General features: G+C 70.6%; 28 protein-coding genes, 1 tRNA gene and 1 other RNA gene. 12 read left to right on the top strand and 18 right to left on the bottom strand.

What is annotated here, in order from left to right:
- Nucleotides 1–2: 2 nt before the first annotated feature.
- The gene (locus LPT13_RS09885) at nt 3–2,423 is read right to left on the bottom strand and encodes a molybdopterin-containing oxidoreductase family protein (protein WP_242166128.1); all 2,421 of its coding nucleotides are present in this window, start codon (nt 2,421–2,423) and stop codon (nt 3–5) included.
- A 131-nt stretch (nt 2,424–2,554) separates the two neighbouring features.
- Between LPT13_RS09885 and LPT13_RS09880 the strand changes: the two genes are divergently transcribed.
- Entirely contained in the window at nt 2,555–3,499 is a 945-nt protein-coding gene (locus LPT13_RS09880) for a LysR family transcriptional regulator (RefSeq protein WP_242166126.1), read from the top strand.
- 88 nt (nt 3,500–3,587) lie between these two features.
- On the opposite strand, the gene LPT13_RS09875 is transcribed toward LPT13_RS09880, so the two are convergent.
- Entirely contained in the window at nt 3,588–3,959 is a 372-nt protein-coding gene (locus LPT13_RS09875) for an arsenate reductase family protein (RefSeq protein WP_242166125.1), read from the bottom strand.
- Between the two features lie 164 nt (nt 3,960–4,123).
- Between LPT13_RS09875 and LPT13_RS09870 the strand changes: the two genes are divergently transcribed.
- The 3 genes from LPT13_RS09870 (at nt 4,124) to LPT13_RS09860 (ending at nt 5,663) form a co-directional block, all read left to right on the top strand.
- Nucleotides 4,124–4,639 (top strand): GNAT family N-acetyltransferase, encoded by a 516-nt coding sequence (locus LPT13_RS09870; RefSeq protein ID WP_242166124.1) that lies wholly within the window; start codon nt 4,124–4,126, stop codon nt 4,637–4,639.
- 274 nt (nt 4,640–4,913) lie between these two features.
- On the top strand, nt 4,914–5,090 hold the full coding sequence (locus LPT13_RS09865; protein WP_242166123.1) for a helix-turn-helix transcriptional regulator: 177 nt from the start codon (nt 4,914–4,916) through the stop codon (nt 5,088–5,090).
- Between the two features lie 9 nt (nt 5,091–5,099).
- Complete coding sequence (locus tag LPT13_RS09860) at nt 5,100–5,663, top strand: hypothetical protein (RefSeq protein WP_242166122.1); 564 nt, start codon at nt 5,100–5,102, stop codon at nt 5,661–5,663.
- 12 nt (nt 5,664–5,675) lie between these two features.
- Here LPT13_RS09860 and LPT13_RS09855 read toward each other — a convergent pair whose 3' ends face one another.
- From LPT13_RS09855 to murI, 8 genes are all read right to left on the bottom strand, one after another.
- The gene (locus tag LPT13_RS09855) at nt 5,676–6,260 is read right to left on the bottom strand and encodes a zinc ribbon domain-containing protein (protein WP_242166121.1); all 585 of its coding nucleotides are present in this window, start codon (nt 6,258–6,260) and stop codon (nt 5,676–5,678) included.
- 167 nt (nt 6,261–6,427) lie between these two features.
- A complete protein-coding gene (locus tag LPT13_RS09850) occupies nt 6,428–7,036 on the bottom strand; it encodes a HipA domain-containing protein (protein ID WP_242166120.1) in 609 nt (202 codons plus the stop codon).
- A gap of 16 nt (nt 7,037–7,052) precedes the next feature.
- Nucleotides 7,053–7,361: a HipA N-terminal domain-containing protein gene (locus tag LPT13_RS09845; protein WP_242166119.1), complete on the bottom strand. Its 309-nt coding sequence runs from the start codon at nt 7,359–7,361 to the stop codon at nt 7,053–7,055.
- Between the two features lie 5 nt (nt 7,362–7,366).
- A complete protein-coding gene (locus LPT13_RS09840) occupies nt 7,367–7,678 on the bottom strand; it encodes a helix-turn-helix domain-containing protein (RefSeq protein WP_242166116.1) in 312 nt (103 codons plus the stop codon).
- Nucleotides 7,679–7,852: 174 nt separating this feature from the next.
- Nucleotides 7,853–8,416 carry an NADPH-dependent FMN reductase gene (locus LPT13_RS09835; protein ID WP_242166115.1) on the bottom strand — a complete coding sequence of 188 codons (564 nt, stop codon included), beginning with the start codon at nt 8,414–8,416 and terminating at the stop codon, nt 7,853–7,855.
- A gap of 139 nt (nt 8,417–8,555) precedes the next feature.
- Nucleotides 8,556–8,632: transfer RNA gene (locus LPT13_RS09830), tRNA-Pro, on the bottom strand.
- Nucleotides 8,633–8,690: 58 nt separating this feature from the next.
- Entirely contained in the window at nt 8,691–9,299 is a 609-nt protein-coding gene (gene rdgB / locus LPT13_RS09825; protein WP_242166113.1) for an RdgB/HAM1 family non-canonical purine NTP pyrophosphatase, read from the bottom strand.
- Nucleotides 9,300–9,383: 84 nt separating this feature from the next.
- Entirely contained in the window at nt 9,384–10,301 is a 918-nt protein-coding gene (gene murI, locus LPT13_RS09820) for a glutamate racemase (RefSeq protein WP_242166111.1), read from the bottom strand.
- A 123-nt stretch (nt 10,302–10,424) separates the two neighbouring features.
- Here murI and LPT13_RS09815 point away from each other — a divergent pair, with 123 nt between their 5' ends.
- Both LPT13_RS09815 and ybaK read left to right on the top strand, forming a co-directional pair.
- The gene (locus LPT13_RS09815) at nt 10,425–11,132 is read left to right on the top strand and encodes a flavodoxin family protein (protein ID WP_242166110.1); all 708 of its coding nucleotides are present in this window, start codon (nt 10,425–10,427) and stop codon (nt 11,130–11,132) included.
- A gap of 6 nt (nt 11,133–11,138) precedes the next feature.
- Complete coding sequence (ybaK, locus tag LPT13_RS09810) at nt 11,139–11,624, top strand: Cys-tRNA(Pro) deacylase (RefSeq protein WP_242166108.1); 486 nt, start codon at nt 11,139–11,141, stop codon at nt 11,622–11,624.
- A gap of 451 nt (nt 11,625–12,075) precedes the next feature.
- Here ybaK and LPT13_RS09805 read toward each other — a convergent pair whose 3' ends face one another.
- On the bottom strand, nt 12,076–13,797 hold the full coding sequence (locus tag LPT13_RS09805; protein WP_242166106.1) for a L,D-transpeptidase family protein: 1,722 nt from the start codon (nt 13,795–13,797) through the stop codon (nt 12,076–12,078).
- Between the two features lie 262 nt (nt 13,798–14,059).
- On the opposite strand from LPT13_RS09805, the gene ssrA reads away from it, so the two are divergent.
- Nucleotides 14,060–14,435: a transfer-messenger RNA gene (ssrA, locus tag LPT13_RS09800) on the top strand.
- Between the two features lie 122 nt (nt 14,436–14,557).
- On the opposite strand, the gene LPT13_RS09795 is transcribed toward ssrA, so the two are convergent.
- On the bottom strand, nt 14,558–14,734 hold the full coding sequence (locus LPT13_RS09795) for a hypothetical protein (protein WP_242166104.1): 177 nt from the start codon (nt 14,732–14,734) through the stop codon (nt 14,558–14,560).
- Nucleotides 14,716–15,375 carry a TetR/AcrR family transcriptional regulator gene (locus tag LPT13_RS09790; protein WP_242166101.1) on the bottom strand — a complete coding sequence of 220 codons (660 nt, stop codon included), beginning with the start codon at nt 15,373–15,375 and terminating at the stop codon, nt 14,716–14,718. Before LPT13_RS09790 ends, LPT13_RS09795 begins: the two co-directional genes overlap by 19 nt.
- Before the next feature lie 296 nt (nt 15,376–15,671).
- Here LPT13_RS09790 and LPT13_RS09785 point away from each other — a divergent pair, with 296 nt between their 5' ends.
- The 3 genes from LPT13_RS09785 to LPT13_RS09775 all read left to right on the top strand — a co-directional run bounded on the left by LPT13_RS09785 (nt 15,672) and on the right by LPT13_RS09775 (nt 18,456).
- Nucleotides 15,672–17,930, top strand: a complete 2,259-nt coding sequence (locus tag LPT13_RS09785) for a molybdopterin-containing oxidoreductase family protein (RefSeq protein WP_242166099.1) — start codon at nt 15,672–15,674, stop codon at nt 17,928–17,930.
- An 82-nt stretch (nt 17,931–18,012) separates the two neighbouring features.
- Nucleotides 18,013–18,234, top strand: coding sequence for a DUF4332 domain-containing protein (locus LPT13_RS09780; RefSeq protein ID WP_242166097.1), 222 nt, complete (start codon nt 18,013–18,015; stop codon nt 18,232–18,234).
- A gap of 15 nt (nt 18,235–18,249) precedes the next feature.
- Nucleotides 18,250–18,456, top strand: coding sequence for a hypothetical protein (locus LPT13_RS09775; RefSeq protein WP_242166095.1), 207 nt, complete (start codon nt 18,250–18,252; stop codon nt 18,454–18,456).
- A gap of 130 nt (nt 18,457–18,586) precedes the next feature.
- Here LPT13_RS09775 and LPT13_RS09770 read toward each other — a convergent pair whose 3' ends face one another.
- The 5 genes from LPT13_RS09770 to LPT13_RS09750 all read right to left on the bottom strand — a co-directional run bounded on the left by LPT13_RS09770 (nt 18,587) and on the right by LPT13_RS09750 (nt 22,140).
- Nucleotides 18,587–19,222: a hypothetical protein gene (locus LPT13_RS09770; protein WP_242166093.1), complete on the bottom strand. Its 636-nt coding sequence runs from the start codon at nt 19,220–19,222 to the stop codon at nt 18,587–18,589.
- A 49-nt stretch (nt 19,223–19,271) separates the two neighbouring features.
- Entirely contained in the window at nt 19,272–19,736 is a 465-nt protein-coding gene (smpB, locus tag LPT13_RS09765; RefSeq protein WP_242166092.1) for an SsrA-binding protein SmpB, read from the bottom strand.
- A gap of 60 nt (nt 19,737–19,796) precedes the next feature.
- Nucleotides 19,797–20,921: a M42 family metallopeptidase gene (locus LPT13_RS09760; protein WP_242166091.1), complete on the bottom strand. Its 1,125-nt coding sequence runs from the start codon at nt 20,919–20,921 to the stop codon at nt 19,797–19,799.
- 59 nt (nt 20,922–20,980) lie between these two features.
- Complete coding sequence (locus LPT13_RS09755; RefSeq protein WP_242166089.1) at nt 20,981–21,262, bottom strand: hypothetical protein; 282 nt, start codon at nt 21,260–21,262, stop codon at nt 20,981–20,983.
- 221 nt (nt 21,263–21,483) lie between these two features.
- Nucleotides 21,484–22,140: a thermonuclease family protein gene (locus tag LPT13_RS09750; protein ID WP_242166087.1), complete on the bottom strand. Its 657-nt coding sequence runs from the start codon at nt 22,138–22,140 to the stop codon at nt 21,484–21,486.
- 301 nt (nt 22,141–22,441) lie between these two features.
- Here LPT13_RS09750 and pyrE point away from each other — a divergent pair, with 301 nt between their 5' ends.
- Entirely contained in the window at nt 22,442–23,125 is a 684-nt protein-coding gene (gene pyrE, locus LPT13_RS09745; RefSeq protein WP_242166086.1) for an orotate phosphoribosyltransferase, read from the top strand.
- Between the two features lie 207 nt (nt 23,126–23,332).
- Entirely contained in the window at nt 23,333–24,025 is a 693-nt protein-coding gene (locus LPT13_RS09740; RefSeq protein ID WP_242166084.1) for a pentapeptide repeat-containing protein, read from the top strand.
- The last annotated feature ends 316 nt before the right edge of the window (nt 24,026–24,341 follow it).

Below are 24,341 nucleotides of genomic sequence, written 5' to 3'. Positions count from 1 at the left end.
CCCTAAGCCTCCTTCACGATGACGCCCTGCGGGTTGGGGGTCACCTCGCCCTCGAACTTGCGGATGTCGCACCATGAATCCCAGTAGCAGTCGGTCGAGCCCGTGAGCGAGCTCATCGCCTCGACGTAGGGGTTGGGATGATGGCCCGCGGCCAGCCAGTCGGCGAACCACTTGTCCTCGAGCGGCCCCTGCGAATCCTGCCCGGCGCACTGGTGCGTGATCTCGGCGTAGGTGCCCTCCTCGAACTGGCGGCGGCGCCAGCCGAACCACACGTGCACGGTGCCGTCGGGCACGCTCTCGTCGAGCACGAGGCGCGTGACGACATGGCCGCGCTCGTTGAAGACCTCGACCATGTCGCCCTCGGCCAGGTCAAGGCGCGCCGCCTGGGCGGGATTGAGCCGGGTGGCCGGCGTCTCGCCCGACAGCTTCACGGTGATGGGGTCGTCGGTGAAGCTCGACTGCATGAAGAAGCGCTGGCGGCCGGTGAAGAGCTGGTACGGGTACTCGGTCGACTTGCCGATCTTGTTCGGCTCGAGCACCTTGGTCGTGGCCATGCCGAGGTCGGCGAGCTTCTCGGAGTAGATGATCTCCATGCGGCCGGTCTCGTTGTCGAGCACCTCGGCGGGGTTGAGGTACGGCGTGTACTTGGGCTCGGGCGGCGCCGCGGCGCGAATCATCTTCTCGGTCTTGAGGCGCTCGTAGGTGACGGGCGGCTGGATGCCGGCGATGAGCGGGTAGGGCGTCTGCAGGCGGATGTCGATGTACTCGGGGATGCCCATCGTGAAGTAGTCGCCCAGGCCGACGCGCTTGGCCAGCTCGCTGAAGACCCAGACGGGCTCGTGGCCGTCGACCTGCGGCTCGATGGCCGGCTCCTGCAGGATGAGGTGGTTGTAGCACGCGCCCGTGATGAGGTCCTCGCGCTCGAAGGACATGAGGTCGGGCAGCACGTAGTCGGCGATCTCGCCGGTGTCGGTGAGCCAGACGTCGTAATCGACGACGAGCTCCATGTCCTTGACCACGTCGAGCCAGCGCTGGCGGTCGGGCTGCTGGTGCACGGGATTGCCCGAGCACACGATGAGCGCCTTGTAGGGGCTGTCGTCGGCTTCGGCGGCCGCGAACCACTCGGCCATGCGCACGGCCTTCGACTTCACGCCGGCCACGCCGTCGGGGCAGCTGATGGGCAGGTCGTTGAAGACGAGCGGCCAGCTCTGGAGCTGCAGGGCCTCGAACACGCCGCTGCCGGGCCTGCCCAGGCGGCCCGTGAGGGCGCCGAGCAGGAGGAACTGGCGGTAGGTCTCGTTGGAGTTGCGGTAGCGCAGGCCGTAGCCCGACAAGATGAAGGCGTTCTCAGCCTCGACCCAATCACGCGCGAGGCGCTCGGCGTCCTCGGCGCTGATGCCGCACTTCTCGGCGGCGAGCTCGAAGGTGTAGGCGGCCGCCGCGTCCTTGAGCTTCTGCAGCGCCGTGGCGTAGCTGCGCCCGCTCGCCTCGAAGGTGCCGAGCAGCGGAATGTCCGCGCCTTCCGGATAGGCTCCGGCCTTCGCCGCGACGGCGGCAGGAGCGCCGGCGTTGGCGTCCCACACAAGGAAGCCCCCGTCTTCGCTGCGCGCGAGCAGGCCCGTCTCGTCATCGACGAGGTAGGCGGCGATGGAACGCGCGAGCAGGTACTCGCTCGCCTGCAGGTCGTTCTGGAGGATGTAGTTGACCATCGCCATCGCAAGGTAGCCATCGGAGGCAGGCTTCATCGCGACGAACTCGTCGGCGAAGCCGGCGGTGCCATCGAAGATGAGGCCGAGGTCGACGATGCGGGCGCCGGCCTCGCGGGCGCGCACGAGGTTCTGGGCGCAGCGCATCTGGTTCTCGATGGGGTTGCATCCCCACACGTAGATGAGGTCGGTGCCGACCATGATGCGCGGGTCGATGACCGTGCGCGGGAACTCGCTGCCGGCGTTGTAGAACTCGGCGTAGAACGGACCGTTGTCCAGGCCAATGGAGCCGAGCGGGACGGTGACGCCGAAGGTGTTCGCGAAGCGGAACGGCATCAGGTTCTCGAAGCTGTACTGGGCGGGAACGCCGGCGCCGAGGTTCCAGAGGACGACCTTGTCCGGGCCGTACTCGTCGCGGATCCTGCAGAGCTTCTCGCCGATCTCGTCGAGGGCTTGATCCCAGCTGATCTCCTCCCACTTGCCCTCGCCGCGCTCGCCGACGCGCTTGAGCGGCTTCCTCAGGCGCTTGGGGTCATAGGGCTGGCGGCCTGCGAGGCAGCCCTTCTGGCAGATGTGCCCGTCGGGCTCCTCCGGAGCCGAGTAGACGATACGCTCCATGCGCTCGATCTTGCCATCCTTCACGATGGTCTTGAGCGCGCAGTAGTCGTGATCGCCCCAGCCAGGGCAGGCGGTGTAGACGAACGATTCTTCCGACATGCCTTGCTCCTCTCTCCTGCTTGCATCGACATCATGGCACCTGCCAGTCTATATACAAGCGTTTGATGCATCTACTAACGAGATTTGAGGTAGCATTACAACCATAAGTTGCGTATTGAGACGAGGTACCCGTGAACGTCAAGACCTTGCACTATCTCATCGAGCTCGAGCGTACGGGATCGCTCTACGCCGCGGCGCGCCAGGCGCGCATCTCGCAGCAGGGCATGAGCAAGGCCATCGCCTCGCTCGAAGCCGAGCTGGGCTGCCCGCTCGTCACGCGCAGCCTGCGGGGAACCTCGCTCACCGACGCCGGCCGGATCGTGCTCGAATCCGCGCGGGGCATCGTGGCCGAGCACCAGCGCATGACCGAGCGCCTGCTCGAGCTGGAGAGCATCGACGACCTCTCGCGGTACCGCATCAACGTGTTCGTGAGCCACTATGCGGCGCAGATCGCCTCCATCGACCCGGAGTACGTGCGCCTGCTCTCCACGAACACCTTCTACGTGGAGGAGCCCTTCGCCAAGCTGCTCATGCGCGCCCGATCATCCGACGGGACCGACCTCGCCTTCACCGACCTGTTCGGGCCGTCAGTCGGGCAGGTCGCCGACAGTCCCGACGTCAGCTTCGAGCCTATCATCCAGACCCGCTACGGGTTCATCGGGAAGGAGGGCGCGCACCTGCGGGGCAAGGCGGCCCTGCATCGCGGCGAGGTCTGCGACCTGCCCGTCGCCATCGACACGAACCCCGAGGCGGGGCGCCTCATCGACCTGCTCTTTGCGGAGCATCCGCTGCGCAACGTGCGAATGGGCACCTCGAGCCAGCGCATGCTCGTCGAGTACGTGCAGATGGCCGATTCCGACGTGCTCGCCTTCTCGGACTCGTTCAGCTACTACATCATGCGGAAGAACGGGCTGCCCGAGGTGCAGGGCCTGCACTTCACGCCGCTCGCCACGCTCAAGTCCGTGGCGCAGGTGGGCTTCCTCCTGCCTGCGAGGACGACGCTGTCCCCGCAGGCGCGCCACACGATTCGCGTGCTGCGCCGCTACATCGCCGAGAAGTGCCCGGACTACTCGTAGGCACGCCGCCCCGCGCCCGCAGGCGATGGGCGCAGAGCGAGGGGATCCGGCCCGTCGAGCCCTTCGGGGCGGTCGGCCCGGCGGGGCGCTAGTCGGACAGCCCGAGGGCGGCGGCCCAGGCGGGCTCCCTGAAGCCGGGGATGACGGCGTCGGGGGTGATGAGGAGCGGGCGCTTGACGAGCATGCCGTCGGTGGCCAGAAGGTCGTACTGCGCGTCCTCGCCCATGTCCGGCAGCTTCGCGGCGAGCCCCATCTCGCGGTAGAGCATGCCGCTCGTGTTGAAGAACCGCCGCAGGGGCAGGCCGCTCGCCCGATGCCAGCGGCGCAGCTCGTCGGCCGTGGGGGCGTCCTCCACGATGTGGCGCGCCTCGTAGGCCACGCCGTGCCCGTCGAGCCACGCGCGCGCCTTCCGGCACGTCGAGCACTTCGGGTACTCCAGGAACAGGACGTCTGCGGCCATGGGCCCTCCTCGCGTCGTCGGGCGGCGCGGGTCGGCGCGCCGCGGGGCTTCCGCCCATTATAGGCTCCCCTGCGGGACGCGAGAGGGACGTGGCCGACGAAGGCGGGCTCAGAGGCGCGCGGTCGCCTATAATGGGCGGATGCCGCAGCCGAGGAGGAGGCCCCATGGATATCATCGTCGCACGCCCGGAGCACCTGGACGCCCTGGTCGCCGTCACCGAGCGCGCCCAGGCCGCCATGGCCGCCCTGGGGCTCGACCAGTGGCAGAGCGGGTATCCGAACCGCGCGGTATGGGAGGCGGACGTCGTCGCCGAACGGGCCTGGGTGGCCCTGGACGCGGGGCGCGTGGCGGGGATGATGTGCTACTGCACCGGCTCCGACCCGTCCTACGCCTCCATCGACGGGGCGTGGCTGACCGCGGGCCCCTACGCCTCGGTCCACCGGCTGGCCGTCGACCCCGACCGGCGCGGGGGCGGCCTGGCCGGCACGCTGCTCGCCTTCGCCTGCGACCGGGCCGCCGCTGAGGGCCTGGCGTCGGTGCGCATCGACACCCACGCCGACAACGCGCCCATGCGCCGCGCCGTGGCCAAGGCCGGGTTCGCGCCCTGCGGCGTCATCACCCTCGCCGAGGGCGCCGAGGCCGGCGAGCCCCGCCTGGCCTTCGAGCGCCCGCTGCGGTAGCACCCGGGTTCTCGCGCTACCGTCTCGCCCCCCGACTTCCCGGCTTTCTCTCCCCGGCTTTCCCTCCCCCACTCCCTCAACCTTCGCAGCTTCCCCTCTCTGCCCTCCCCTTCCTCCTCAGATCCCTTCCTGCCTTCTCTCTGGCCTCCCCTCCCTCCCTAGATCCCTTCCCAACTTTCTCCTTGACTTCCCCCGAATGCAATATATACTTTGCAAATGACCGATATATATTGCATGAAGGGAACAGGCGTTGGGAGACGGAAGGAACCTGCGGATGCGGGACGCGCGCGAGGCGGCGGGGCTCTCGCAAGCCGAGCTGGCGGCGCGGGTGGACGCGACGCGGCAGACCATCGGGCTGATCGAGGCCGGGCGCTACAACCCGAGCCTGCGGCTCTGCACGGCCATCTGCCGCACGCTGGGCGTGACCCTCGACGACCTGTTCTGGGATTAGGAGGATGCCATGAGGATGATCGAGCGCTGGCGCGAGTACCTGGGGCCTGTCGACGAGCGGCTGGCCGCCGAGTCGGGGCGCTACGTCAAGGTGGGCTTCTGCATGCTGCTCATCGGGGCGTCGCTGTGCCTGTACTACGGGATCATGCTGCAGCAGGTGGCCGAGACCACCGGCAACCCGCTCCTCACCCCGCTCGGAGCGTCGGTGGTTCCCTCCAACAACGTGCTCCTCGTCGTCATCTTGGCGGCGTGCTTCGTGCCGCTCGGGCTCGAGGTGCGCGCCGGCGCCTTCGACGAGCACAGCCGGATCGCCTCGGTCGACACCATCCCCTGGGACTACGTGGCGGTGCTCGCGCTGATATGCGGCGCGAGCCTGGGCGTCGTCACGGCCGGGATGCGCATCCTGGCGGAGATCCAGATAGTCGGCATCGCCGAGGTGACGTGGGCGGGCGACCTGGCCATGGGCGCCGTCTACTTCGTCATGGCCTTCGTGCTGGGGATCATCGTCCTCGCCGGCGTCTTCAACGCCGCCATCAAGCGCCGCCACGCCCTCGAGGCCGAGCTGGGGGACTAGGCTGGCGGGGCGCTAGTCCTCGCGCCAGCGCTTGAGCTGGGGGAGCACGGTGCGCATGAGGGATATCGCCTCGTCGGGCGACACGTCGTTGGCCTGGGCCATCATCGGCGCGCAGAACTCGACCATCTCGTCCAGGGTGCAGTCCACGGCATAGGCGCCGGACTCGTCCACGCACCACTTGCACCACTCGTCCGACGGCGCGCCGTCCGTATTGCGGGCACGCTCCTCATCGTCGGTGAGGTACATGCCGCAGCTCTGGCAGAACGCGCCCTCGGGCGGCATCTCCAGGAGCATGGTCACGGGCACGCCGAGGGTGGCGGCGATGAGCTTGAGCATGTCGATGCCCGGCCGCGTCTCGCCGCGCTCCCAGCGCGAGACGGCCTGGCGCGTGACATAGAGGCGGTCGGCGAGCTGCTGCTGGGTCATCCCGCGCTCCTCGCGCAGGCGGGGCAGAAGCTCGGCCACGGGCATTCCGAAGGCGGGCTCCCGTAGCTTGGGGGCGGCCTGATCGGCGGAGGGGGCGGGCGCGGCGGCACCCGGGTCGGTCTGAACGGCGGCGGCAGCAGCGCTCGGGGCGGCTTGGGCGATGGCGGTCATGGGAAGGCTCCTCTCGGTAGGAAGGCGCGGGATGCGCCGGCCACCCCATTCAACCACGCCCGCCCCCTCCCGTAAAGAAACGCGCCGTTGCGCGCCGAGGCGGGATGGAGCGCCCGCCGGGACGGGCACCGCGCCGCGTTTCCCGGCGGCACACGACGCCAGACGCCTCAGCTGGCCGCCTCATCCTCCACGAGCAGGCCGGCGTCGCCGGCGACGTCGCGCACCTCACGCTCGATCGAGCGAGCCCGTCGGCCGGAGATGCCGGCACGCTCCCCCACGGCCACCACGTCCTCAGCCGTGATGCCGCGCCCCCTCCCGTTCACCGTGGTGGCATGCTCGCCGTTCATCCCGGGGTTGCTCGTCAGGTCGTAGGCCGGCGAGAGGAGCCATTGGCCGGCACGCTCATCGTAGAGGAACGAGAAGTTGCGCGCATGGTCGTCGCGGTTGCCGATGCACACGTTGAGGGCCATGATCCGGAACAGGGCCTCCACCTGGGCCATGTCATCTGTGAGCCGCAGCGTCAGCTTGAGGAGCAGGTCGTAGTCGAGGTTGGGGATGCGATGCGAGGTCTCCAGGAGCGCGCCCGCCGAGGCCATGTGCACCTTCTCCCCGCCGCCGGGGCGATCGAAGCGGCGCACGGCGAAGTAGCCGGGGCACCGACGCGAGGGCAGCAGGCGCGTCTCGGGCATCATGATCCCGCAGGAGCGAGCCGCCTGGGCGACGCGATGCTCATGGGCCCCGATGCCCTCCCCATCATGAGAGGAGGGGAACTTCACGATCCACTCCTCGCCGTCAATGGCCGTGAGTATCTTGGGGCGCGCGCCGCCGGAGGAGCCGGTCGACCAGGAGGCGCCCCCACCCATCGGGGAGGCTGTCGTCGAAGATGCCGTGCAACCCGTCGAAGGGACGATGCCGCGCGCGAAACACGCGCTTCTCGAGGGGAAGGCTGAAGGGACTCAGAGAGAAGCCCTCGGCGAGCCAGGAGTCGTCGTACTCGAACGCGATGTCGTCGTCGACCGTGAGCGCGAGCCTGCCCACGGGCCGGCCGCCCATCGTCACGTCGAGGGCCGTCATGCCCAGGTCGAGGGGCTCCGCCGCCATCCGGATCACCGTCCCCTCTGCGCCCGGCCGCCCTCGGCGCGGAGGCGGTCGGCTATGACCTCGTCGATGGACTGGTAGCTGCGCTGCGCGAACAGTCCCCCCAGATCCCGCTCACAGCCGAGCGCGAGGGCCACCCGCACGAGGGAGTCGAAGGCGATGAGCCCCTTCTGCTCGAAGCGCTTGTAGGAGGCCAGAGACATGCCGGCCCGACGGCTGAGCTCCTCCTGGGTGAGCCCCCGCTCCCTGCGCCGCGCGCGAACGCGCCCGGCCACCTCGCGCGCTATCTCGGGAGCAGTCTTTTGGTCAAGGGAAATCATGGCTAATATTTTAGCTTATTATCCGCTTTTTCATAAAAATGGATAATATTTTATCCATAAATCACCCGGCTTATCCCCATGGGAAAGCGCGCCGCGGCGGAGTGGAGCGCCGAGCCGCGCCGGTACGCGCCCGAGCCGGTCGCGCGCCGCTCGAGGCACCCGTCGGGACAGGCGTCACGCTGAGCCCAGGCGGGTCATGAGGACGTCGGCCTGGGCGGCGAGGGCGGCCTGCTCGGCGGGGGTGAGGGCGAGCTCGTCGGTCGTGTAGGCCCGGCGGTCGAGGGCGACGAGGGCACGGGCCGTGTCCACGAGCTCGGCGCGGGCCGTGGCGAGCACCTCGGCCAGGTCGGCCGCGCAGTAGCGCCCGCGCGATCCGCCGGCCGCGCAGGTGACGGCCACTGGCCTCCCGCGCAGGGCCGTCTCGGCGCCGCCAGGCTCGAGCGGCCGCGACAGCCAGTCGATCAGGTTCTTCAGCACGCCGGGGATGCCGTGGTTGTACTCGGGCGAGAACACCCACACGGCGTCGGCCGCCATCACCTCATCGCGCACGCGGCGCACGGCATCGGGCGCCGGGAACTCGGCGTCCTGGTTCATGTACGGCACGTCGGCGTAGTCGAGCCAGCGCGTCTCGGCGCGGCCGGCCAGCAGCTCCCGCGCCCGCTCCCCCGCCTGACGGTTGAGCGATCGGGCGCGCAGCGACCCGCAGACAAACAGCACGTGGGGCGTTCCACCTTCCATGGCCGGGCTCCTTCCTCGTGGACTCCGCCCACGATACCCTCGTCGCCGCGCCCCGCGCCCGCCCGCGCCCCATCGGGCGCCGAGCCGTTACGGACGCAAGAGAGGGGGCCGGCGCGCAGCCGGCCCCCTCGAAGATAGCTGGTCGGGATGACAGGATTCGAACCTGCGGCATCCTGCTCCCAAAGCAGGCGCGCTACCAGACTGCGCCACATCCCGATGAGGCGCGCTTGATTATAGCAGAAGCCGCCCGGCCGCCCGCCAGCGCGCCGAGACGCTATCCCAGCAGCTCCCGCAGCTGGCGCAGGGCGTTGCCGCGGTGCGAGATGGCGTTCTTGTCGTCCTGGCTCACCTCGGCGAGCGTGCGGCCGTCGTCGAACGCGTCGGGCAGGAACAGCGGGTCGTAGCCGAAGCCCTCGCTCCCCCGCTCCTCGTGGCCGATGCGCCCCTCGATGGTGCCGCGGGCCACGGCCTCGGATCCGTCCTCGTCCACGAACACGAGCGTGCAGACGAAGCGCGCCGCGCGATCCGCGTCAGCCACCCCGGCCAGCTCGCGCAGGAGCTTGGCGTTGTTGGCCGCATCGTCGCCGTCGGCACCGGCGTAGCGCGACGAGTACACGCCCGGCGCCCCGCCGAGGGCGTCCACCTCGAGCCCCGAGTCATCGGCGAGCGCCGCCACGGGGTGCCCGAGCGCCTCCTCGGCCGCGGCGCGGGCCGCCAGCGCCTTGATGCGAGCGTTGCCCTCGAAGGTGCCGGCGTCCTCCTCCGGGTCGGAGACGAGCCCCGCCTCGCGCAGGGTCTTGAACTCCCAGCCCTCGAAGTCGAGCGCGGTGGTGATCTCAGCCACCTTGTGGGCGTTGTTGGTGGCGATGACGACGGTCTTCATCGGGCGAATCCCCCTCCTTCTCGGTTGTCGGGCGCCGGCGGGCGCCGGCTCGGACGCCCCCGGCAGCGGCCGGCGGCGGCCCTCCTATCCCACGGGCGGCAGCGCAAGCTGCGCGGCCCGCGTCATGTCCATGTTGAGCACCCGGCTGCCGAACTGGGCGAACTCCGCCACGTCGGCGCCGGTGGTGTAGAACTCGTAGGCGGCCACGTTGCCCGGCCGCGCCAGCCCGTGGCGGCGGCGCAGGATCTCGGCCACGTCGCGCGTCGTCTCCTCCGCCGAGGATATGAGCGTCACCTCACGCCCCACGACGCCCCCGATGAGCGCCTTGAGCAGCGGGTAGTGGGTGCAGCCCAGCACGAGCGTGTCGATGGCGCAGCGCCGCAGGGGCTCGAGGTACTCGCGCGCGATGGCCTCGAACTCCGGGCGGATGTAGACCTTCGACGCCTCGGACAGGTAGCTCTCGAAGGGCCCCTCGGCCATGCGGATGCCCAGCTCGGCGATCTCGACGAAGCGCGGCGCCGCCGTCGAGAACACGGTGATGCCCGCGTCGATGTGGCGGATGGCGTCGGCGTAGGCGTTCGAGTCGATGGTGGCGCGCGTGGCCACCACGCCAACCCGGCGGTTGCGCGTGGTCATGGCCGCGGCGCGCGCGCCCGGCTCCACCACGCCGATGACGGGCACCGAGAACTCGCGCTGGGCCTGCTCGAGCCCGGCGGCGGTGGCGGTGTTGCACGCGATGACGATGAGCTTGCAGCCGCGGTCCACCAGCACGCGGCAGATCTGGCGCACGAAGCCGCGCACCTCGGCCAGGTCGCGCGGGCCGTAGGGGCAGCGGGCCGAGTCGCCCACGTAGATGATGTCCTCCTCGGGCAGCGCGGCCATGACCTCGCGCATGACGGTGAGGCCGCCGTAGCCGGAGTCGAAGATGCCGATGGGCGCGTTGTCGTAGGTGCCGGGCCGGTCGTCGCGCACCGCGGCCGGGAGGCTTTCGAGGATGTCCATGGGACGGAAGTATACCCCCGCCGCCGCCCTGCCGCGCCGCGCCGGCGCCAGACGGCACGAGGAACCCACGGCCGCGCCCTCACCGCCTCCGCGCCGCCGGGCCCTTTCCCTGAAGCCGGCTCCATGGAGTACAATCGGCGGCGGAACACGACGACGGGCGCCCGCGCCCAGGAGGGAGACGCCATGAAGGCGCTGCTCATCAACGGAAGCCCCCGCTGGAAGGGGAACACCAACCGCGCGCTGGAGGAGGTGGCCGCCGCGCTCGAGGCCGAGGGGCTGGAAACCGAGATCGCCTGGATCGGCAACAAGCCCATCCGCGGCTGCATCGCCTGCGGCATCTGCTCGCGCAACGGCGACGGCCGCTGCGTCTTTACCGAGGACCCGTGCAACGAGCTCATCGCCAAGGCCGCCGAGGCCGACGCGCTCGTCATCGGCTCGCCGGTGTATTACGCCGGCGCCAACGGCAGCCTCATCAGCCTGCTCGACCGCATGTTCTACGCCGGAGGCCCGCTCATGCGCTTCAAGCCGGCCGCGGGCGTGGCCGTGGCGCGCCGCGCGGGCACCACGCTCACCGTCGACCAGATCAACAAGTACTTCCAGATCAACTGCATGCCGGTGGCGTCGTCCACCTACTGGGCGCTCGCCCACGGCCGCGCCGAGGGCGAGGCAGCCGCCGACGCCGAGGGCATGCACACCCTGCGCACCCTGGGCCGCAACCTCGCCTGGCTCGCCAAGTGCCTCGACGCCGGGCGCGCCGCCGGCATCGAGCCGCCGGCGCTCGAGCCCAAGCCCATGACCAACTTCGTGCGCGACGACCTGCTGGAGGCGTAGGCTCCCATGGCCAAGCACGCCAAGGAGGCCAAGACCAACGCCCTGCGCGAGCTGGACGCCGCGGGCATACCGCACGAGTTCCGCGTCTTCGACTGCGAGGGCGCGCCCTCGGGCGTGGAGGTGGCCGCGATGCTCGGGCTCGACCCCGACCGCGTATTCAAGACGCTCGTCACCGTGGGCAAGTCCGGCGAGCATTACGTGTTCATGATCCCCGTGGCCGCCGAGCTCGACCTGAAGAAGGCGGCCGCGTCGGTCGGCGAGAAGGCCGTGGCCATGGTCAAGTCCAAGGAGCTCCTGCCCCTCACCGGCTACGTCCACGGCGGCTGCTCGCCCATCGGCCAGAGGAAGCTCCTGGTCACGCGCGTGGACGAGACGGCGCAGCTCTTCGACGCCATCACGTTCTCGGGCGGCCGCATCGGCTGCCAGATCACCATGGCCCCCGACGACCTGGCCCGCATCGTCCCCCTCGCCTACGCCGACCTGACGGCCTAGGCGCCCGTGGCGGGAGGCGCGCGAATATGGTAAGATGAGGCCAATCGGTGCCCCGCCTGGCCGGGCAGCATCGGTTGTTAGTTAAGCCGGGTCCGCCCTAGACAAGTGGCCCGGCTTTCTCTTTTCCCAACGCCGTCCGTCACTCCCTTCGCATCAGGACGAGCCCGATGATTCCGATGAGCACGAGCAGAATGTCGCAGAGCGCGATGACTGTCTGTGCGTCCATAGGCCGCTCCCTTCTCGAAGCTGCCCGGACGTGACGGAGCACCTCATCCGATTCTAGCAGAGCGCCCTCTCGCCCCCGGCAACGCCGGGCGCCGCGAGGGCGTCGCCCCCGCCCCGCGAACGCGCTCGCCCCGCACCGGCGGAGCGCCACGGTAGTGCCGCCCCGACGCAACGCGGCCCCCGTGCCTTCCGCACGGGGGCCGCTTCTCGTATTCGGCGCTGCTCGCTAGTAGTGCACCACGACGGGGTCGCCGACGCGGAGCAGGTCGTGGAGCTCCTTGGCCTTGGCCGGCGGCAGGTTCACGCAGCCGTGGCTGCCGGCGTAGGTGTAGCGGTTGCCGCCGAAGGACGACTGCCAGCCGGCATCGTGGAAGCCGATGGAGTTGCCCTTGAAGGGCATCCAGAAGTCCACGGGCGTGCGGTAGTCCTCGGTGCCGTCGGGCTTGAGCCCGATGAGCTCGGAGGCGCCGGCGTTGGACTTGATGTAGTAGACGCCCGGGGGCGTGCCGTTGTTCTGGTTGGGGTTGCCGGTGACGACGTCGCTCTCCCAGATGACCGCGCCGTCGTCGCCGTAGAGCCACGCGTGCTGCTGGCTGAGGTCCACCTCGGCGTAGCGCACGCCCCAGTCGGGCGCGCCGGCGCCGTTCCAGGCGGCCGCCTTGCTCTTGAGCGGCATCTCCACCGCGGCGGTCTGGCCCGCGCCCACGTTGTCGCGCACCGTCGCCACCAGGGCGTCGGCGTCCACGCGCCAGCCGTAGTCGCCGCCCGACACGGTGAGCGCCTTGCCGTCGGACGCCCGCGTCCACGCGCGCTCCGACCCGATGGTGGAGTTGGTGGCGGCCACGCCCTTGGCCCACGCGACCAGCAGCCCGTCGTCGAGCGCCACGGACAGGTCGGGACCCACCGTCACCCACGAGGCGATGAGCTCCGGGGTCACTTGGGCGCCCACGATGCCGTTCATGGTGAGGTCGAAGTCGGCGGCGATGAGGGCGTTGGCCTGGGCGAGCGCGTCGGCCACGCGCGGGTCGTCCTGGAGCACCTCGGGCAGGGCCAGCACGTCAGTCGACACGGCGATGGCCGGCTTGAGGACGGCAGCCTGGGCCGACACCTCCTCGATGAGCTTGTCGGGGTCGATGGCGGTGCCGTAGCGCTCGGGCACCACGACGAAGGCGCCCTTGCGCTCGTCGAAGGCCACGGTGGCGCTCACGGGCGGCTCGGCCGTCTCGTTCACCGCGGCCGCGGCGGCCGCGAGCGCGTCGGCCAGCTCGGTGGTCTGGTACGACGCCACCAGGCTCGCCGTCTCGTCGTGGTCGCGGAACACCTCGACCGGCCAGCGCCACGGGTCGACGCGGGAGTGCATCTCCTGGGCGATGGTCTTGCCGTCCAGCGACATGCCGGCGGACTGCGAGGTCAGCGCCAGGTCGATGCCCTGGCCCTTGACGGTGAACGAGTAGCCGCCCACCTTCTCCTCGAGGATGGCGTGGACGTCGTCGGAGGTCTTGAGCGAGATGTCGGTGCCGGCGATGACGGTGTTGGGGAAGAACAGGTTGGCGAAGACGGCCACGCCGATCAGGTACACGGCGGCCACGGTGCCCACGATGGCGCCGAGCGTGATGCCGGCCACCTTGAGGGCGCCCCGGCGCCGGTCGGCGTCCTTCATGCTCACCTCGCGCCCGCCCTTCGGGGGCTGGGGCGCGGCGGCCTTGCTGGACGCGGGGGCCTTGCCGCCCTTCGCGGGGGCAGCGGCCTTGGCGGCCTTCGCGGCGCCCTTGCCAGACGCGGCGCCCTTGCCGCCCTTGGCGGGCGCGGCGGCCTTGGCGGCCGTCATCGGCTCGCCCGGGGCCGGCTTGGCGTGCCGGCTGGCCTTGGCCCTCTGGGTCGCGGCGGCCGGTGCCGCCTTCGCGGACTCCGCCTTCTTCTTTCCGTGCATTCCCTTGCTCTTCGCCATGGTCTCTCTCGTAGCTCTCAGCGTGCGTGGCCGCCGTCTGCAGACGGCATCCCACCATTGTAACCAAACCGTTCGCCCTATCGCGCGTACTTTGGCATACGGAGGGCGCGCGCCAGCTGGGGCGGGGCATTCATCACGATCAATCCACGCCTCGCTTGACAGGGGCGCGCGCAGGGATAGAATGGGTCATCCCTTCGGGTTACCCGCGGCGGGACGGACGCGGCACGCGACGCGAGCCCCCTCCCCGGCCGCCGGCATGTTCGGGGGCGACTGGTTTCGACATGGTAGGCTTGAGATGAGGAGCAGGTCGTGGTCTCCTCGCCACGTTAAACAGGGGTAACGTCAAGTTAATTGGCAAACCTTCTTCTAAGTCCGGCTACTACATGCCGGCCGCCATGGCTGCCTAGCAGCTGTCGCGATCGCCGACCCTGGAGGTTCCCCGATCCTCGGAAGGCGTCATTTTAGGGGAATGCGCCTTGGCACGTAGCCGGTATGGCCAAGGCAAAGATCGAACCGGCTAGGGGCGCGGACGCCCGTCAGCGAGCCGATCCGCCCCGAACCCTGATCGCCGACTAAGCCTGTAGGGCCTCGTCAAGGGTCTAGTATGGACCGGAGTTCGATTCTCCGCGCCTCCACCAGTTGAGAAGGGCGGCCCCGCGCAGAAGGCGCGGGGCCGCTTTGCATCCGGGGAGCCCCCGACTCCCCGGATGTCGAGGGAGGGGATGGCGCGGGCCGTCTTGCGCCCGGTGCGATCCGGCGCCTAGCCCTCCTCCCCCGCCTCCTCGGCGGCCGCGGGGCGCGCGAGGAGGGTGTAGCACTCCGGGCAGCTGACGGCGTCGGGTGCCACCTCGGCGCCGCAGGCCGGGCAGCGGCCATCGCGGGCGGCGCCGGCGGCGTCGGCCATGCAGGCGCCGCACATCACGCAGGGGATGCACATGACTCGTCCAGCTCCCTCCTCATCAGGTACAGCGACCCGTGGATGATGTTCTCGAAGGGCCGCACGTCGTCGACCGTCCGGCAGCCCCGCGACGACAGCACGCGCCGCACGATCTGCCCGATGAAGGCCGCCGCGTAGAACTCGGCCATGAAGTCGAGCGCCTCAGGACCGGGCTCCGCCCCGCGGAAGATGAACAGGATGTCCTGCTCGAAGGCGCGCTTGTACAGGTCGAACAGGTAGGCCTGGAGACTGCCCAGGTCGGCGGTCTTGAGCAGCGGCGGGTACAGCGCGGGCCGCGCCTTCAGGCAGCGGGACACCAGCATGAAGAACTCCGCGTGGGACAGGCGCCCCGACCCGTCCACGATGTGCACGTAGTAGGGGTAGTTGGCGCAGGGCGACGAGTCCCGCGGCTCGAAGACCAGGCACGACTGGGGGAACGCGTCGCGCAGCGCGTGGCCCAGGTCGCGCCGGAAGATCCAGTTGACGAGCATCTCCTTGCTGGGGAAGTGGTAGTAGAACGTCTTGCGGTTGATGCCGAGCGCGTTCGACACGTCGCGCACCGACACCTTGGCCGGGTCCTTCTCCTCGGCCAGCGCGATGAACGCGTCGGCGATGCGCCGCTTCATCATCGGGTTCTCCATGGGTCGTCCTCCCCCTCGGAACGTGTACGCCCGTGCCGTGGAACCTCACCGCCATCTAACCACACGGCCTGCCCATCCGCAATGGTCATCCGGCGCCGTCTGTCCATCGCGCCGCCCCACGCCGCGCGCGGTGCCCGTTGCCAGCCACCCCCGCCGGCGCGTAGAACGGGGGCATGGCGAACCAAGCCAGGCCCCGGGCATGGGGGAAGGAGGCAAGCGGCCCACCATCTGCGGTTCCAAGGCCCCGCCGGCGCATCCGGCCGGGCATCATCCCCAACGAGGAGAAGGAGAGAACCATGGCTGACAACACGGTAGAGACCGTCGCGACCGACGAGGAGGGCGTGGAGGTCCTGCGAGCCGGCTGCTTCTTCTGCCACGTGCGCTGCGGCGTGCTGGTCACGAAGAAGAACGGTCGCATCATCGACATCAAGGGCGACCCGGACTGCCCCCACAACAAGGGCTTCGTCTGCTCGCGCCTGGAGAAGGGCCGCTACCTGGAGGGCTTCGTCTACAACCCCAACCGCCTGAGAAGGCCGCTCAAGCGCGCCGGCGAGCGCGGCGGCGGCCAGTGGGAGGAGATCACCTGGGACCAGGCCTTCGACGAGATAGCCGCCAAGCTGGCCGAGCTGCGTGACAAGTACGGCGCCGAGACGCTCGCCTTCACCGAGGGCACGGCCCGCACCTGGAGCTGGCTGCACTACAAGTTCACCAACCTCTTCGGCAGCCCCAACACCGGCGGCAACGGCACCATCTGCTACAGCTCCGACATGTGGCTCGAGCCCTGCACCTACGGCGGCTTCTGCTCCGACAAGTCGGACTGGGTCAACGCCGACCTCGTCATCCTGTGGGGGCGCAACACCGACGCCTCCGAGCCGCTCCTGTGGGACTGGGTCACCACCAACCGCAAGGATCGCGGCGCCAAGCTCATGGTCATCGACCCCCGCTGCTCCGAGGTGGCCCAGCAGGCCGACCTCTGGCTGCAGCTGCGCCCCGGCACCGACGCGGCGCTGGCCCTGGGCATGATCAACGTCATCATCCAGGAGGACCTCTACGACCATGAGTTCGTGGACGAGTGGTGCGTGGGCTTCGACAAGCTGGCCGAGCGCGCCGCCGAGTACCCGGTGGACAAGGTCGCCGAGATCACCTGGGTTCCCGCCGAGAAGATCGTCCAGGCCGCGCGCATGTACGCGACCATCAAGCCGGCCTGCCTGCCGTGGGGCCAGAAGGGCGGCGACGCCAACGGCATCAACGCCACCTCCACCATCCGCGCCAAGGCCATCCTGCGCGCCATCACCGGCAACATCGACCGCAAGGGCGGCGACCTCCTGGCCCCGCCGAGCCGCTTCCCACCGTCGTTCTACGAGCACTACGCCCTGCCCCAGGAGCAGCGCGACAAGATGATCGGCAACGACCGGTTCCCGGGCCTCACCTACAAGGGCTGGGACATCATCTCCCAGGCCTACCCGTCCTTCTACCCCTACGCCAACGCGCCGCTGCTGTTCCGCGCCATGCGCGACGGCGACCCCTACCCGGTGAAGGCCCTCATCGTGCAGGCCGACAACCCCGTGGTGGCGTTCTCCAACACCAAGCTGGTGGTCGAGGCCCTCATGAACCTGGAGCTCCTGGTCGTCCATGACTACTTCATGACGCCCACCGGCGCGCTGGCCGACTACGTGCTGCCCGCCGCCACCTGGCTCGAGCGCCCCGACAACTGCTACACCGTCATGAACCACCGCCCGATGTACTTCGGCGCCCAGGCCCGCGTGCTCGACCGCTTCGAGGGCGGCGCGGACATCGACTTCCGCGACGACTACGAGTTCTTCTACGGCCTGGCCAGCCGCCTCGGCCAGACCGAGCAGTGGTGGGGCCCCAAGGCCGAGGACATGCTCGACTTCCAGCTGGCGCCCATGGGGCTCACCCACGAGAAGTTCTACAACGACGTGAAGTACATGGTGGGCCAGAAGAAGTTCGAGAAGTACAAGGAGCCCGGCTACAAGTTCCTCACCCCGTCGGGCAAGGTGGAGCTGTACTCCTCGGTCATCGAGAAGCTCTCCGAGGAGATCGGCGGCAACTTCGACCCGCTGCCCTTCTTCGAGTACCCGGGGCTCAGCGTCGAGAAGCACCCCGAGTGGGAGGGCGAGTACCCGCTGGTCATGATCGCCGGCGCCCGCTTCATGCCGTGCTACCACTCCGAGCACCGGCAGCCCGGCCCCTACCGCGACCTGCATCCGGACCCGATCTTCGACATCCACCCGGACACGGCCATCGACCTGGACATCCGCGACGGCGACTGGTGCTGGATCGAGACCGCCGTCGGGCGCATCAAGCAGCGCGCCCGCAAGACCTCCAGCGTCGACCCGCGCGTCATCAGCGTGCAGCATGACTGGTGGTTCCCCGAGAAGGAAGAGGCGTACCCGTCGCTGTTCGGCGTGTTCGAGTCGAGCGTCAACGTCATCCTGGACGACGATCCCGACTCGCTCGACCAGCTGATCGGCGCCTGGCAGCAGACCGGCGTCGCCGCCAAGGTCTACCGCTGCGCCGAGGGCGAGTACTAGGCCCCGAGATCCTCGGGCACCCGGGCGCGCGCCGCCCGGGTGCCCGGGTGCATACCTGCACACCCGAGAGAAAGGACGAGCCATGGCCTCCGACATCGACAAGCTCTACGGCGTGAGCCCCGAGGACATCGCCAAGCTGAAGGACGCGGGCATCGAGTCCATCGAGCAGTTCTACGAGATAGCCAAGCACCCCGACTCCCGCGCCGAGCTCTCCGAGAAGATCGGCGTGGACGGCTTCACCCTTGAGGGATGGTCGGCCACGGCCGGCAACTACATCCTCATGATGAACTGCGAGTGGGACTAGGAAGGGGGCCGCGCCATGTGCTTCAGACCGCCCTCCGCCGAGGCCGGGGAGATCATCTGCCCGAGCTGCTACGTGGTAGCCGAGCCCAACCCCGACGGCACCTGCCCCGAGTGCGGCGCCGTCATGCGTCCTGACGAGCCCGCGGCGCCCGCCGCGCCCGCCGCGCCCGCGGCCCCGCCGGCGCCCGGCGCCCCCAAGCCGCCGTCGCCGCCGAGCGCCTAGCCCGCGGCATGAGAGGGCCCCGCCTGCCGGCGGGGCCCTCGTGCGTCTCACGGGTGCGCGCAGGCGTCCCCGCATGGGAGGGGCCCCGCCGGCGGGCGGGGCCCCTCGCGTCTCCGCCGCGCGCGGCGGGCTACTTCTTCTTGAGGAAGCCCAGGCCCTCGGTGATGTCGTCGAGGGCGCCCTTGAGCTCGGCGGCGACGGCGACGCCGTCCTTGTAGATGGCGTTCATGTCGGCCGTGGCCTCGGCGACACCCTCGCGGGTGATGCCCAGGTCGAACTCCTCCTCGTCCGAGGCGCGGATGACGGTCACGCCCTCCTCGCCGTCCTCGTCGGCCTCGTCGTCGTCCTCGACGAAGTAGTACTCCTGCTCGTTGCCGTCCTCGTCGAGCAGGATGAAGCCGATCTCGTTGTCGTCCTCGTCGACGATGTAGGCGTAGACGTCGCCGTCCTCGATCTCCATCTCGATGACCTCGGCCTCCAGGTCGTCGGCGTCCTCGACCTCGTAGCCCTCGCCGTTCAGGGCGTCGGCGTCCTCCTCGTCGGCCTCGGCCTCGGCCACCTCGTCGTCGGACCAGCCGTCGTAGTCGGCCTCGTTCTCCGTCTCGAAGCTGGCGTAGGCGTGCTCCAGGTCATCCTCCTGGGCGTCGGGCCCCAGGATCTCGTCGACGTCGTCCTCGACGTCCTGGACCTCGGTCTCCTCGTCTATCTGCTCGGCGTCGGTCTCGCCCGACTCCTCCATGACCTCAAGCTCCTCGTCCAGGCCCATGGCAGGCTCCTTTCATCGTGGTCGGCGCGGCGCCGCGCGCCGGGCTCCGTCAGCGGGCGCGCTCCTTCATGGCGCGCTCGACGTCGCGGCGGGCGTCGCGCTCCTTCATGCTCTCACGTTTATCATAGAGCTTCTTGCCGCGGGCGAGGGCCACCTCAACCTTAACCAAACCGTTGTCCTTGAAGTAGAGCTTGAGCGGGACGATGGCCAGGCCCTTCTCGCGCGCCTTCTCCTCCAGGTAGCGGATCTGGCGCTTGTGCATGAGCAGCTTGCGCTTGCGGTCGGGGTCGGGGTTGGCGATGTTGCCGTGGGCGAAGGGCGGGATGTGGACGTTGTTGAGCCACAGCTCGCCGCCCCGGGCCAGCACGAAGCACTCGGTGAGCTGGCAGTGGTTCTCGCGCAGCGACCTCACCTCGGTGCCCGTGAGCTCGATGCCGGCCTCCCACGTCTCCAGGATCTCGTAGTCGTGGAAGGCGCGGCGGTTCTTGGCGATGGTCTTCTCTTCCTTCTTCATGGGTTTCCTCCAGAGCGAATTCATCTGGCATGCGGGCCCCCCGGAAGCGGGGCGCGTCCCCTACTCCTCCACGTCGGCCAGGGTGGCGGGGATGCCGGGGCGGACGGGGTCGGCCAGGCCGGGGACGAAGCAGGCGTCGGCGTCGAGGTCGAGGGCGAAGCGCGTGAGCAGGCGCACCGTGGCCTCCAGGTCGGCCAGCGCCACCACCTCGGTGGGCGTGTGCATGTAGCGCAGCGGCACCGACACGAGCCCGGTGGGGATGCCGCCGCGCGTCACCTGGATGGCGCGCGCGTCGGTGCCGGTGACCGAGGGCTCGGCCTCGAGCTGGTACGGGATGCCCTCGGCCTCGGCGGCGGCCACCAGCCGCTCGAACACGACCGGGTTGATGTTGGGCCCGCGGGCGATGACGGGGCCCTCGCCGCAGGTGATCTTGCCGTACTTGGCCTTGTCGATGCCGGGGTAGTCGGTGGCGTGGGTCACGTCGAAGGCGACGGCCACGTCGGGGCGCACCGCGTGGGCCGAGGTCATGGCCCCGCGCGTGCCAATCTCCTCCTGGACGGTGGCGGCCGCGACGAAGGCGCCGGGCGCCCGGCCGGCGGCCGCGAGCTCCTCCATCACGCGGCAGGCCACCCACACGCCGCACTTGTCGTCGAAGGCGCGCGAGACGGCCATGCCCTCGCCGAAGGTCTCGAAGCCGACGCCGAAGGTGATGACGTCGCCCACACGCACGGCCTCGCGCACCGCCTCGCCCGGCATCCCCAGGTCGATGACGAGCTTGTCGAGCGCGGTCACGGCCTTGCGCTCGTCGGCCTCGATGAGGTGGATGGGCTTGCGGCCCACCACGCCGCGCAGAGGCGCGCCCGCGCCGGAGGCGTGCACGTCCACGCGCATGCCGGGCAGGATGGCCGCGTCCACGCCGCCGAGGGCCGCCACCGACAGGAAGCCCTCGTCGGACACGTAGGTGACCATGAGGCCGATCTCGTCCATGTGGGCGGCCAGCATGAGCGACGGGCCGTCCGCGGCGCCGTCGAGGCGCGCGTGGACCGAGCCCATCACGTCGGTGGATATCTCGTCGGCCACGGACGCCAGGCGCTGGCGCACCAGCGTGGCCACCGGCACCTCGCTGCCGGTGGGCGACGGGGTCTCGAGCAGGTCCTGGAGGAAGCTCAGGTGCTCTTCGTTCATGAGGGCTCCTTTCGGGGCGGGCCGCGCGGGCGGGCGCCCGGGCAGGGCGCGGGGCCGGCCTACCAGTATTCCTTCTTGTACTTGCGCTTGCGCTCGGGCTTGGGGGCGCGGAAGTCCAGCTCGAGCTGGCCGTCGGTCTTCTCCGCCTTCGCCGGCTTGCGCTCCACCTTGTCGATGGACCAGCCCACGGCGTCCTTGCCGAACAGCTCCAGCATGCGCACGCGCGCGTCGTGGAGGTTGGCCTTGGTGTTCGCGCGGGCGTCGCTCTCGAACTCGAACAGGCCGCGGGCGCGCGTGTCCGCGGCGTTGGGCGAGCGGTAGTGGGCGATGTAGGTCTGCATGGGGGTGGGTCGATCCGTCCTCGCGGGTGCGTTCACTTCACCGGGGATTCTACCACGGCCGCGCCGGGGCCGGGACGCGGCGCGGGCGGCTTTGCCGGGCGGTCGCGGGAGGGGCGGCGCGGGGCCGGGCGGGGCGGTCGCCGGGCGCCGCGGACGCGGGATCGGCGGGCCTGCGGACGCGGGGTCGGCGGGCACGCGGGCGCGTGCGGCGGCGCGGGCGGCTAGCTCCAGCTGGACGAGACGCCGCGGCCGGCGCGGGAGGCCTCGCGGCCCAGGGCCTCCAGGGCCTCGGCGTGGGCGACGTCGTCGCCGTAGCGGCGCGCCTGGGCGTAGCCCTGCCGCACGAGGATGCCGCCGAGCATCTTCTCCCCTATCTCGCCGGTGTCGTCTACGTCGTCGGGCACCTCCAGCCACACGTGGCGCAGCAGGCGCCCGTACTGGTCGACGTCGCTCTCGTCCCGCTCGAGCCACACCACGTCCCCGCGCCCGACTAGGCTCTTGGTGAAGTCCGAGGCGCGCTCGCCCTCGGGGGTGTTGCGCTCCTCCTCGGGCGCGACGCTCTCGGGGCAGTCGATGCCCACCATGCGCACGCGCTCCTCGCGGCCGCCGAGGGACACGACGAGCGTGTCGCCGTCCACCACCCGCACCACCGTCGCCTGCTCGAGGGCCGGCGCCTGCCGCCCGTCGGCGGCCGCGGCGGGAGGGCGCGCAGCGTCAGGGGCGCCGTCGGGGGCGCCCAGGCTCGCGGCCCCGCCGCCGACGGCCAGCACGAGCGCGAGCGCCGCCACGGCCGAGATGACCGGGTGGCGCAGGATAAGGCCGTCCCACGCTCGCTTGACCGCGCTCTCGTCGCGGCCGCCTCGCCTCGCGTCGCCCATGGGGCCTCCCTTCCGCCCGCCTTCCGTCCGCACGCCCCGCGCCCGGGGCCGTCGCGTGCCCGCTGCCGCGCCCGTCGCCGAGTGCCGCGGCGGGGCGCGCCCGCCTTCCGCGTCCACCGCCGACGGGGGGGGTGCCGCGGCTTCCGCATCCTCCCCGCCCTTCCGCGCCCGCCCGGGGCGCGGCCGCGGGGCCGTCGGGGCCATCTTAGCGGAGCGGGCGGGCGCGGCGGCGGTCATCGGGTATCATGTCAGCCGTACGTAGACATTCGGCCGCGCGCGCGGCCCGCGGGAGGAGGCGCCCATGGAGGCCTACAAGCAGGAGTTCATCGAGTTCATGGTGGCGAGCGACGTGCTGAAGTTCGGCGACTTCACGCTGAAGAGCGGCCGCAAGTCCCCCTTCTTCATGAACGCCGGCGCCTACGTCACCGGCGAGCAGCTGCACCAGCTGGGGCTCTACTACGCCCAGGCGATCAACGACAGCTTCGGGCTCGACTTCGACGTGGTGTTCGGGCCAGCCTACAAGGGCATCCCGCTGGCCGTCGTCACCGCCATGGGGCTGCACGAGCTCTACGGCAAGGAGGTCCGCTACTGCTCCAACCGCAAGGAGGCCAAGGACCACGGCGCCGACGCCGGCAACCTGCTGGGGTCGGACCTGCGCGACGGCGACCGCGTCGTCATGGTGGAGGACGTGACCACCTCGGGCAAGTCCATCGACGAGACCTACCCCCTGCTGCGCGCCGCGGCCGACGTGGACGTGCGCGGGCTCATCGTGTCGCTCAACCGCCAGGAGGTCGGCAAGGGCGGCGTCACCACGGCCCAGCGCGAGGTCGAGGAGCGCTACGGGTTCCCCGTGGCGTCCATCGTGTCGATGGACGAGGTGCGCGCCTATCTGACCGGCCGCGAGGTGGGCGGGCGCGTGGTCATCGACGAGGCGCTCGCCGCCGCGCTCGACGACTACTACGCCCAGTGGGGCGCCAAGGCCTAGCGCGCCCTGCCGACGGGTGCGAGGCGCAGCCGGCACCCGCGGCTTGCACGCCGGCTCGGCGCCGCGCGCCCGACGCACCCGCCTGCCCGCGGCCCGCCTGCGCGCTGCCGCCCACTCGCGGGCCCGCACCCGCCTGCGCCCTGCGCGCCCGACACATCCGCCCGCGCCACGCCCCTCCCGCGAACCCCGCCAGAACGGAGCCATGCCATGAGCCCGCTGCCCTCCCCGCGCGACCCCTTCGCCACGCCTCCCCTCGCGCCCGCGCCGCCGGCGGCCCTGCGCGATCCGGCGCCGCTCGACGCGGGCCGCGCGCTTGCCTGGGAGCCTGGCGACGAGCCCTGGGAGAACGTCGAGGCCGTGGGGCTCGACCTGTCCGGGCGCAACCTGCGCGAGCTGGAGGTGGCCGGCGCGCGCCTGGCCGGATGCCGCCTGGCCGGCTGCGACCTGACGGGCGCCGTCCTCTCCGACGTGGCCTTCGAGCGCTGCGACCTGTCCAACGCCGTGCTCGACCGCGCCGCGCTCACGCGCTGCACGTTTCAGGACTGCAAGCTCACCGGCGCCTCGCTCATGGAGGCCGGCCTCGAGTCCGTGGCGATGGCCGACTGCTCCTGCGGGCTCGCCGGCCTCAACCAGGCGCGGCTGTGGGCCTTCTCGGCACGCACCTGCGACTTCTCGGGCGCCGACGTGTCCGAGGCCACGCTGCGCCACGTCGTCCTCGACGACGTGCGCCTGGCCGGCACGAGCCTCTTCCGCACCCCGCTCTCCGGCGTCGACCTGACGCGCTGCTCGCTCGAGGGCATCGTGCTGTCGGACGCCCTGGGCGAGGTGCGCGGCGCCAAGATGGACCTCTACCAGGCCGCCGGCCTCGCCCGCCACCTCGGCGTCATCATCCAGGAGTAGTCCGCCGGCCGACGCGGGCGCGGAGGCGCGAGGCCGCGGGGTGCGAGGCGCGGGCCGACGTGGGCGCGGGGCGCGAGACGCGGCGTGGGCCGGCGCGGGGCGCGACGCAGGCCGGCGCGGGACGCATCTGCCACCGCGGCCGGGCCTCTCGGCGGCAGATGCACGCGAAAAGCCGTTTCATATCCATTTCGTCGAGTTTCCCGAGCCTGAAAGGCGCCTTTCCGCCGCCTTGTGCCCGCACTTCCCGCAAAACCCCTGGTGGGAAAATCCCAGCCTCGGCTCAGCCGCCTTCTCATCGGTTTTGCCTCGGAAAACT

It is taken from the genome of Adlercreutzia faecimuris (assembly GCF_022669055.1).
Classification (GTDB): domain Bacteria; phylum Actinomycetota; class Coriobacteriia; order Coriobacteriales; family Eggerthellaceae; genus Enterorhabdus; species Enterorhabdus faecimuris.
Note: the sequence above shows the minus strand (reverse complement) of the source record. Positions and strands in the feature narration are given on the sequence as shown.

Bases quoted from the DNA above. Each gene is read 5' to 3' on its own strand.
- LPT13_RS09885 (WP_242166128.1), bottom strand. From the start codon at position 2,423: ATGTCGGAAGAATCGTTCGTCTACACCGCCTGCCCTGGCTGGGGCGAT.
- LPT13_RS09875 (WP_242166125.1), bottom strand. From the start codon at position 3,959: ATGGCCGCAGACGTCCTGTTCCTGGAGTACCCGAAGTGCTCGACGTGC.
- LPT13_RS09870 (WP_242166124.1), top strand. From the start codon at position 4,124: ATGGATATCATCGTCGCACGCCCGGAGCACCTGGACGCCCTGGTCGCC.
- LPT13_RS09865 (WP_242166123.1), top strand. From the start codon at position 4,914: ATGCGGGACGCGCGCGAGGCGGCGGGGCTCTCGCAAGCCGAGCTGGCG.
- LPT13_RS09860 (WP_242166122.1), top strand. From the start codon at position 5,100: ATGAGGATGATCGAGCGCTGGCGCGAGTACCTGGGGCCTGTCGACGAG.
- LPT13_RS09855 (WP_242166121.1), bottom strand. From the start codon at position 6,260: ATGACCGCCATCGCCCAAGCCGCCCCGAGCGCTGCTGCCGCCGCCGTT.
- LPT13_RS09845 (WP_242166119.1), bottom strand. From the start codon at position 7,361: ATGGCGGCGGAGCCCCTCGACCTGGGCATGACGGCCCTCGACGTGACG.
- LPT13_RS09840 (WP_242166116.1), bottom strand. From the start codon at position 7,678: ATGATTTCCCTTGACCAAAAGACTGCTCCCGAGATAGCGCGCGAGGTG.
- LPT13_RS09835 (WP_242166115.1), bottom strand. From the start codon at position 8,416: ATGGAAGGTGGAACGCCCCACGTGCTGTTTGTCTGCGGGTCGCTGCGC.
- rdgB (WP_242166113.1), bottom strand. From the start codon at position 9,299: ATGAAGACCGTCGTCATCGCCACCAACAACGCCCACAAGGTGGCTGAG.
- murI (WP_242166111.1), bottom strand. From the start codon at position 10,301: ATGGACATCCTCGAAAGCCTCCCGGCCGCGGTGCGCGACGACCGGCCC.
- LPT13_RS09815 (WP_242166110.1), top strand. From the start codon at position 10,425: ATGGAGTACAATCGGCGGCGGAACACGACGACGGGCGCCCGCGCCCAG.
- ybaK (WP_242166108.1), top strand. From the start codon at position 11,139: ATGGCCAAGCACGCCAAGGAGGCCAAGACCAACGCCCTGCGCGAGCTG.
- LPT13_RS09805 (WP_242166106.1), bottom strand. From the start codon at position 13,797: ATGGCGAAGAGCAAGGGAATGCACGGAAAGAAGAAGGCGGAGTCCGCG.
- LPT13_RS09795 (WP_242166104.1), bottom strand. From the start codon at position 14,734: ATGTGCATCCCCTGCGTGATGTGCGGCGCCTGCATGGCCGACGCCGCC.
- LPT13_RS09790 (WP_242166101.1), bottom strand. From the start codon at position 15,375: ATGGAGAACCCGATGATGAAGCGGCGCATCGCCGACGCGTTCATCGCG.
- LPT13_RS09785 (WP_242166099.1), top strand. From the start codon at position 15,672: ATGGCTGACAACACGGTAGAGACCGTCGCGACCGACGAGGAGGGCGTG.
- LPT13_RS09780 (WP_242166097.1), top strand. From the start codon at position 18,013: ATGGCCTCCGACATCGACAAGCTCTACGGCGTGAGCCCCGAGGACATC.
- LPT13_RS09775 (WP_242166095.1), top strand. From the start codon at position 18,250: ATGTGCTTCAGACCGCCCTCCGCCGAGGCCGGGGAGATCATCTGCCCG.
- LPT13_RS09770 (WP_242166093.1), bottom strand. From the start codon at position 19,222: ATGGGCCTGGACGAGGAGCTTGAGGTCATGGAGGAGTCGGGCGAGACC.
- smpB (WP_242166092.1), bottom strand. From the start codon at position 19,736: ATGAAGAAGGAAGAGAAGACCATCGCCAAGAACCGCCGCGCCTTCCAC.
- LPT13_RS09760 (WP_242166091.1), bottom strand. From the start codon at position 20,921: ATGAACGAAGAGCACCTGAGCTTCCTCCAGGACCTGCTCGAGACCCCG.
- LPT13_RS09755 (WP_242166089.1), bottom strand. From the start codon at position 21,262: ATGCAGACCTACATCGCCCACTACCGCTCGCCCAACGCCGCGGACACG.
- LPT13_RS09750 (WP_242166087.1), bottom strand. From the start codon at position 22,140: ATGGGCGACGCGAGGCGAGGCGGCCGCGACGAGAGCGCGGTCAAGCGA.
- pyrE (WP_242166086.1), top strand. From the start codon at position 22,442: ATGGAGGCCTACAAGCAGGAGTTCATCGAGTTCATGGTGGCGAGCGAC.
- LPT13_RS09740 (WP_242166084.1), top strand. From the start codon at position 23,333: ATGAGCCCGCTGCCCTCCCCGCGCGACCCCTTCGCCACGCCTCCCCTC.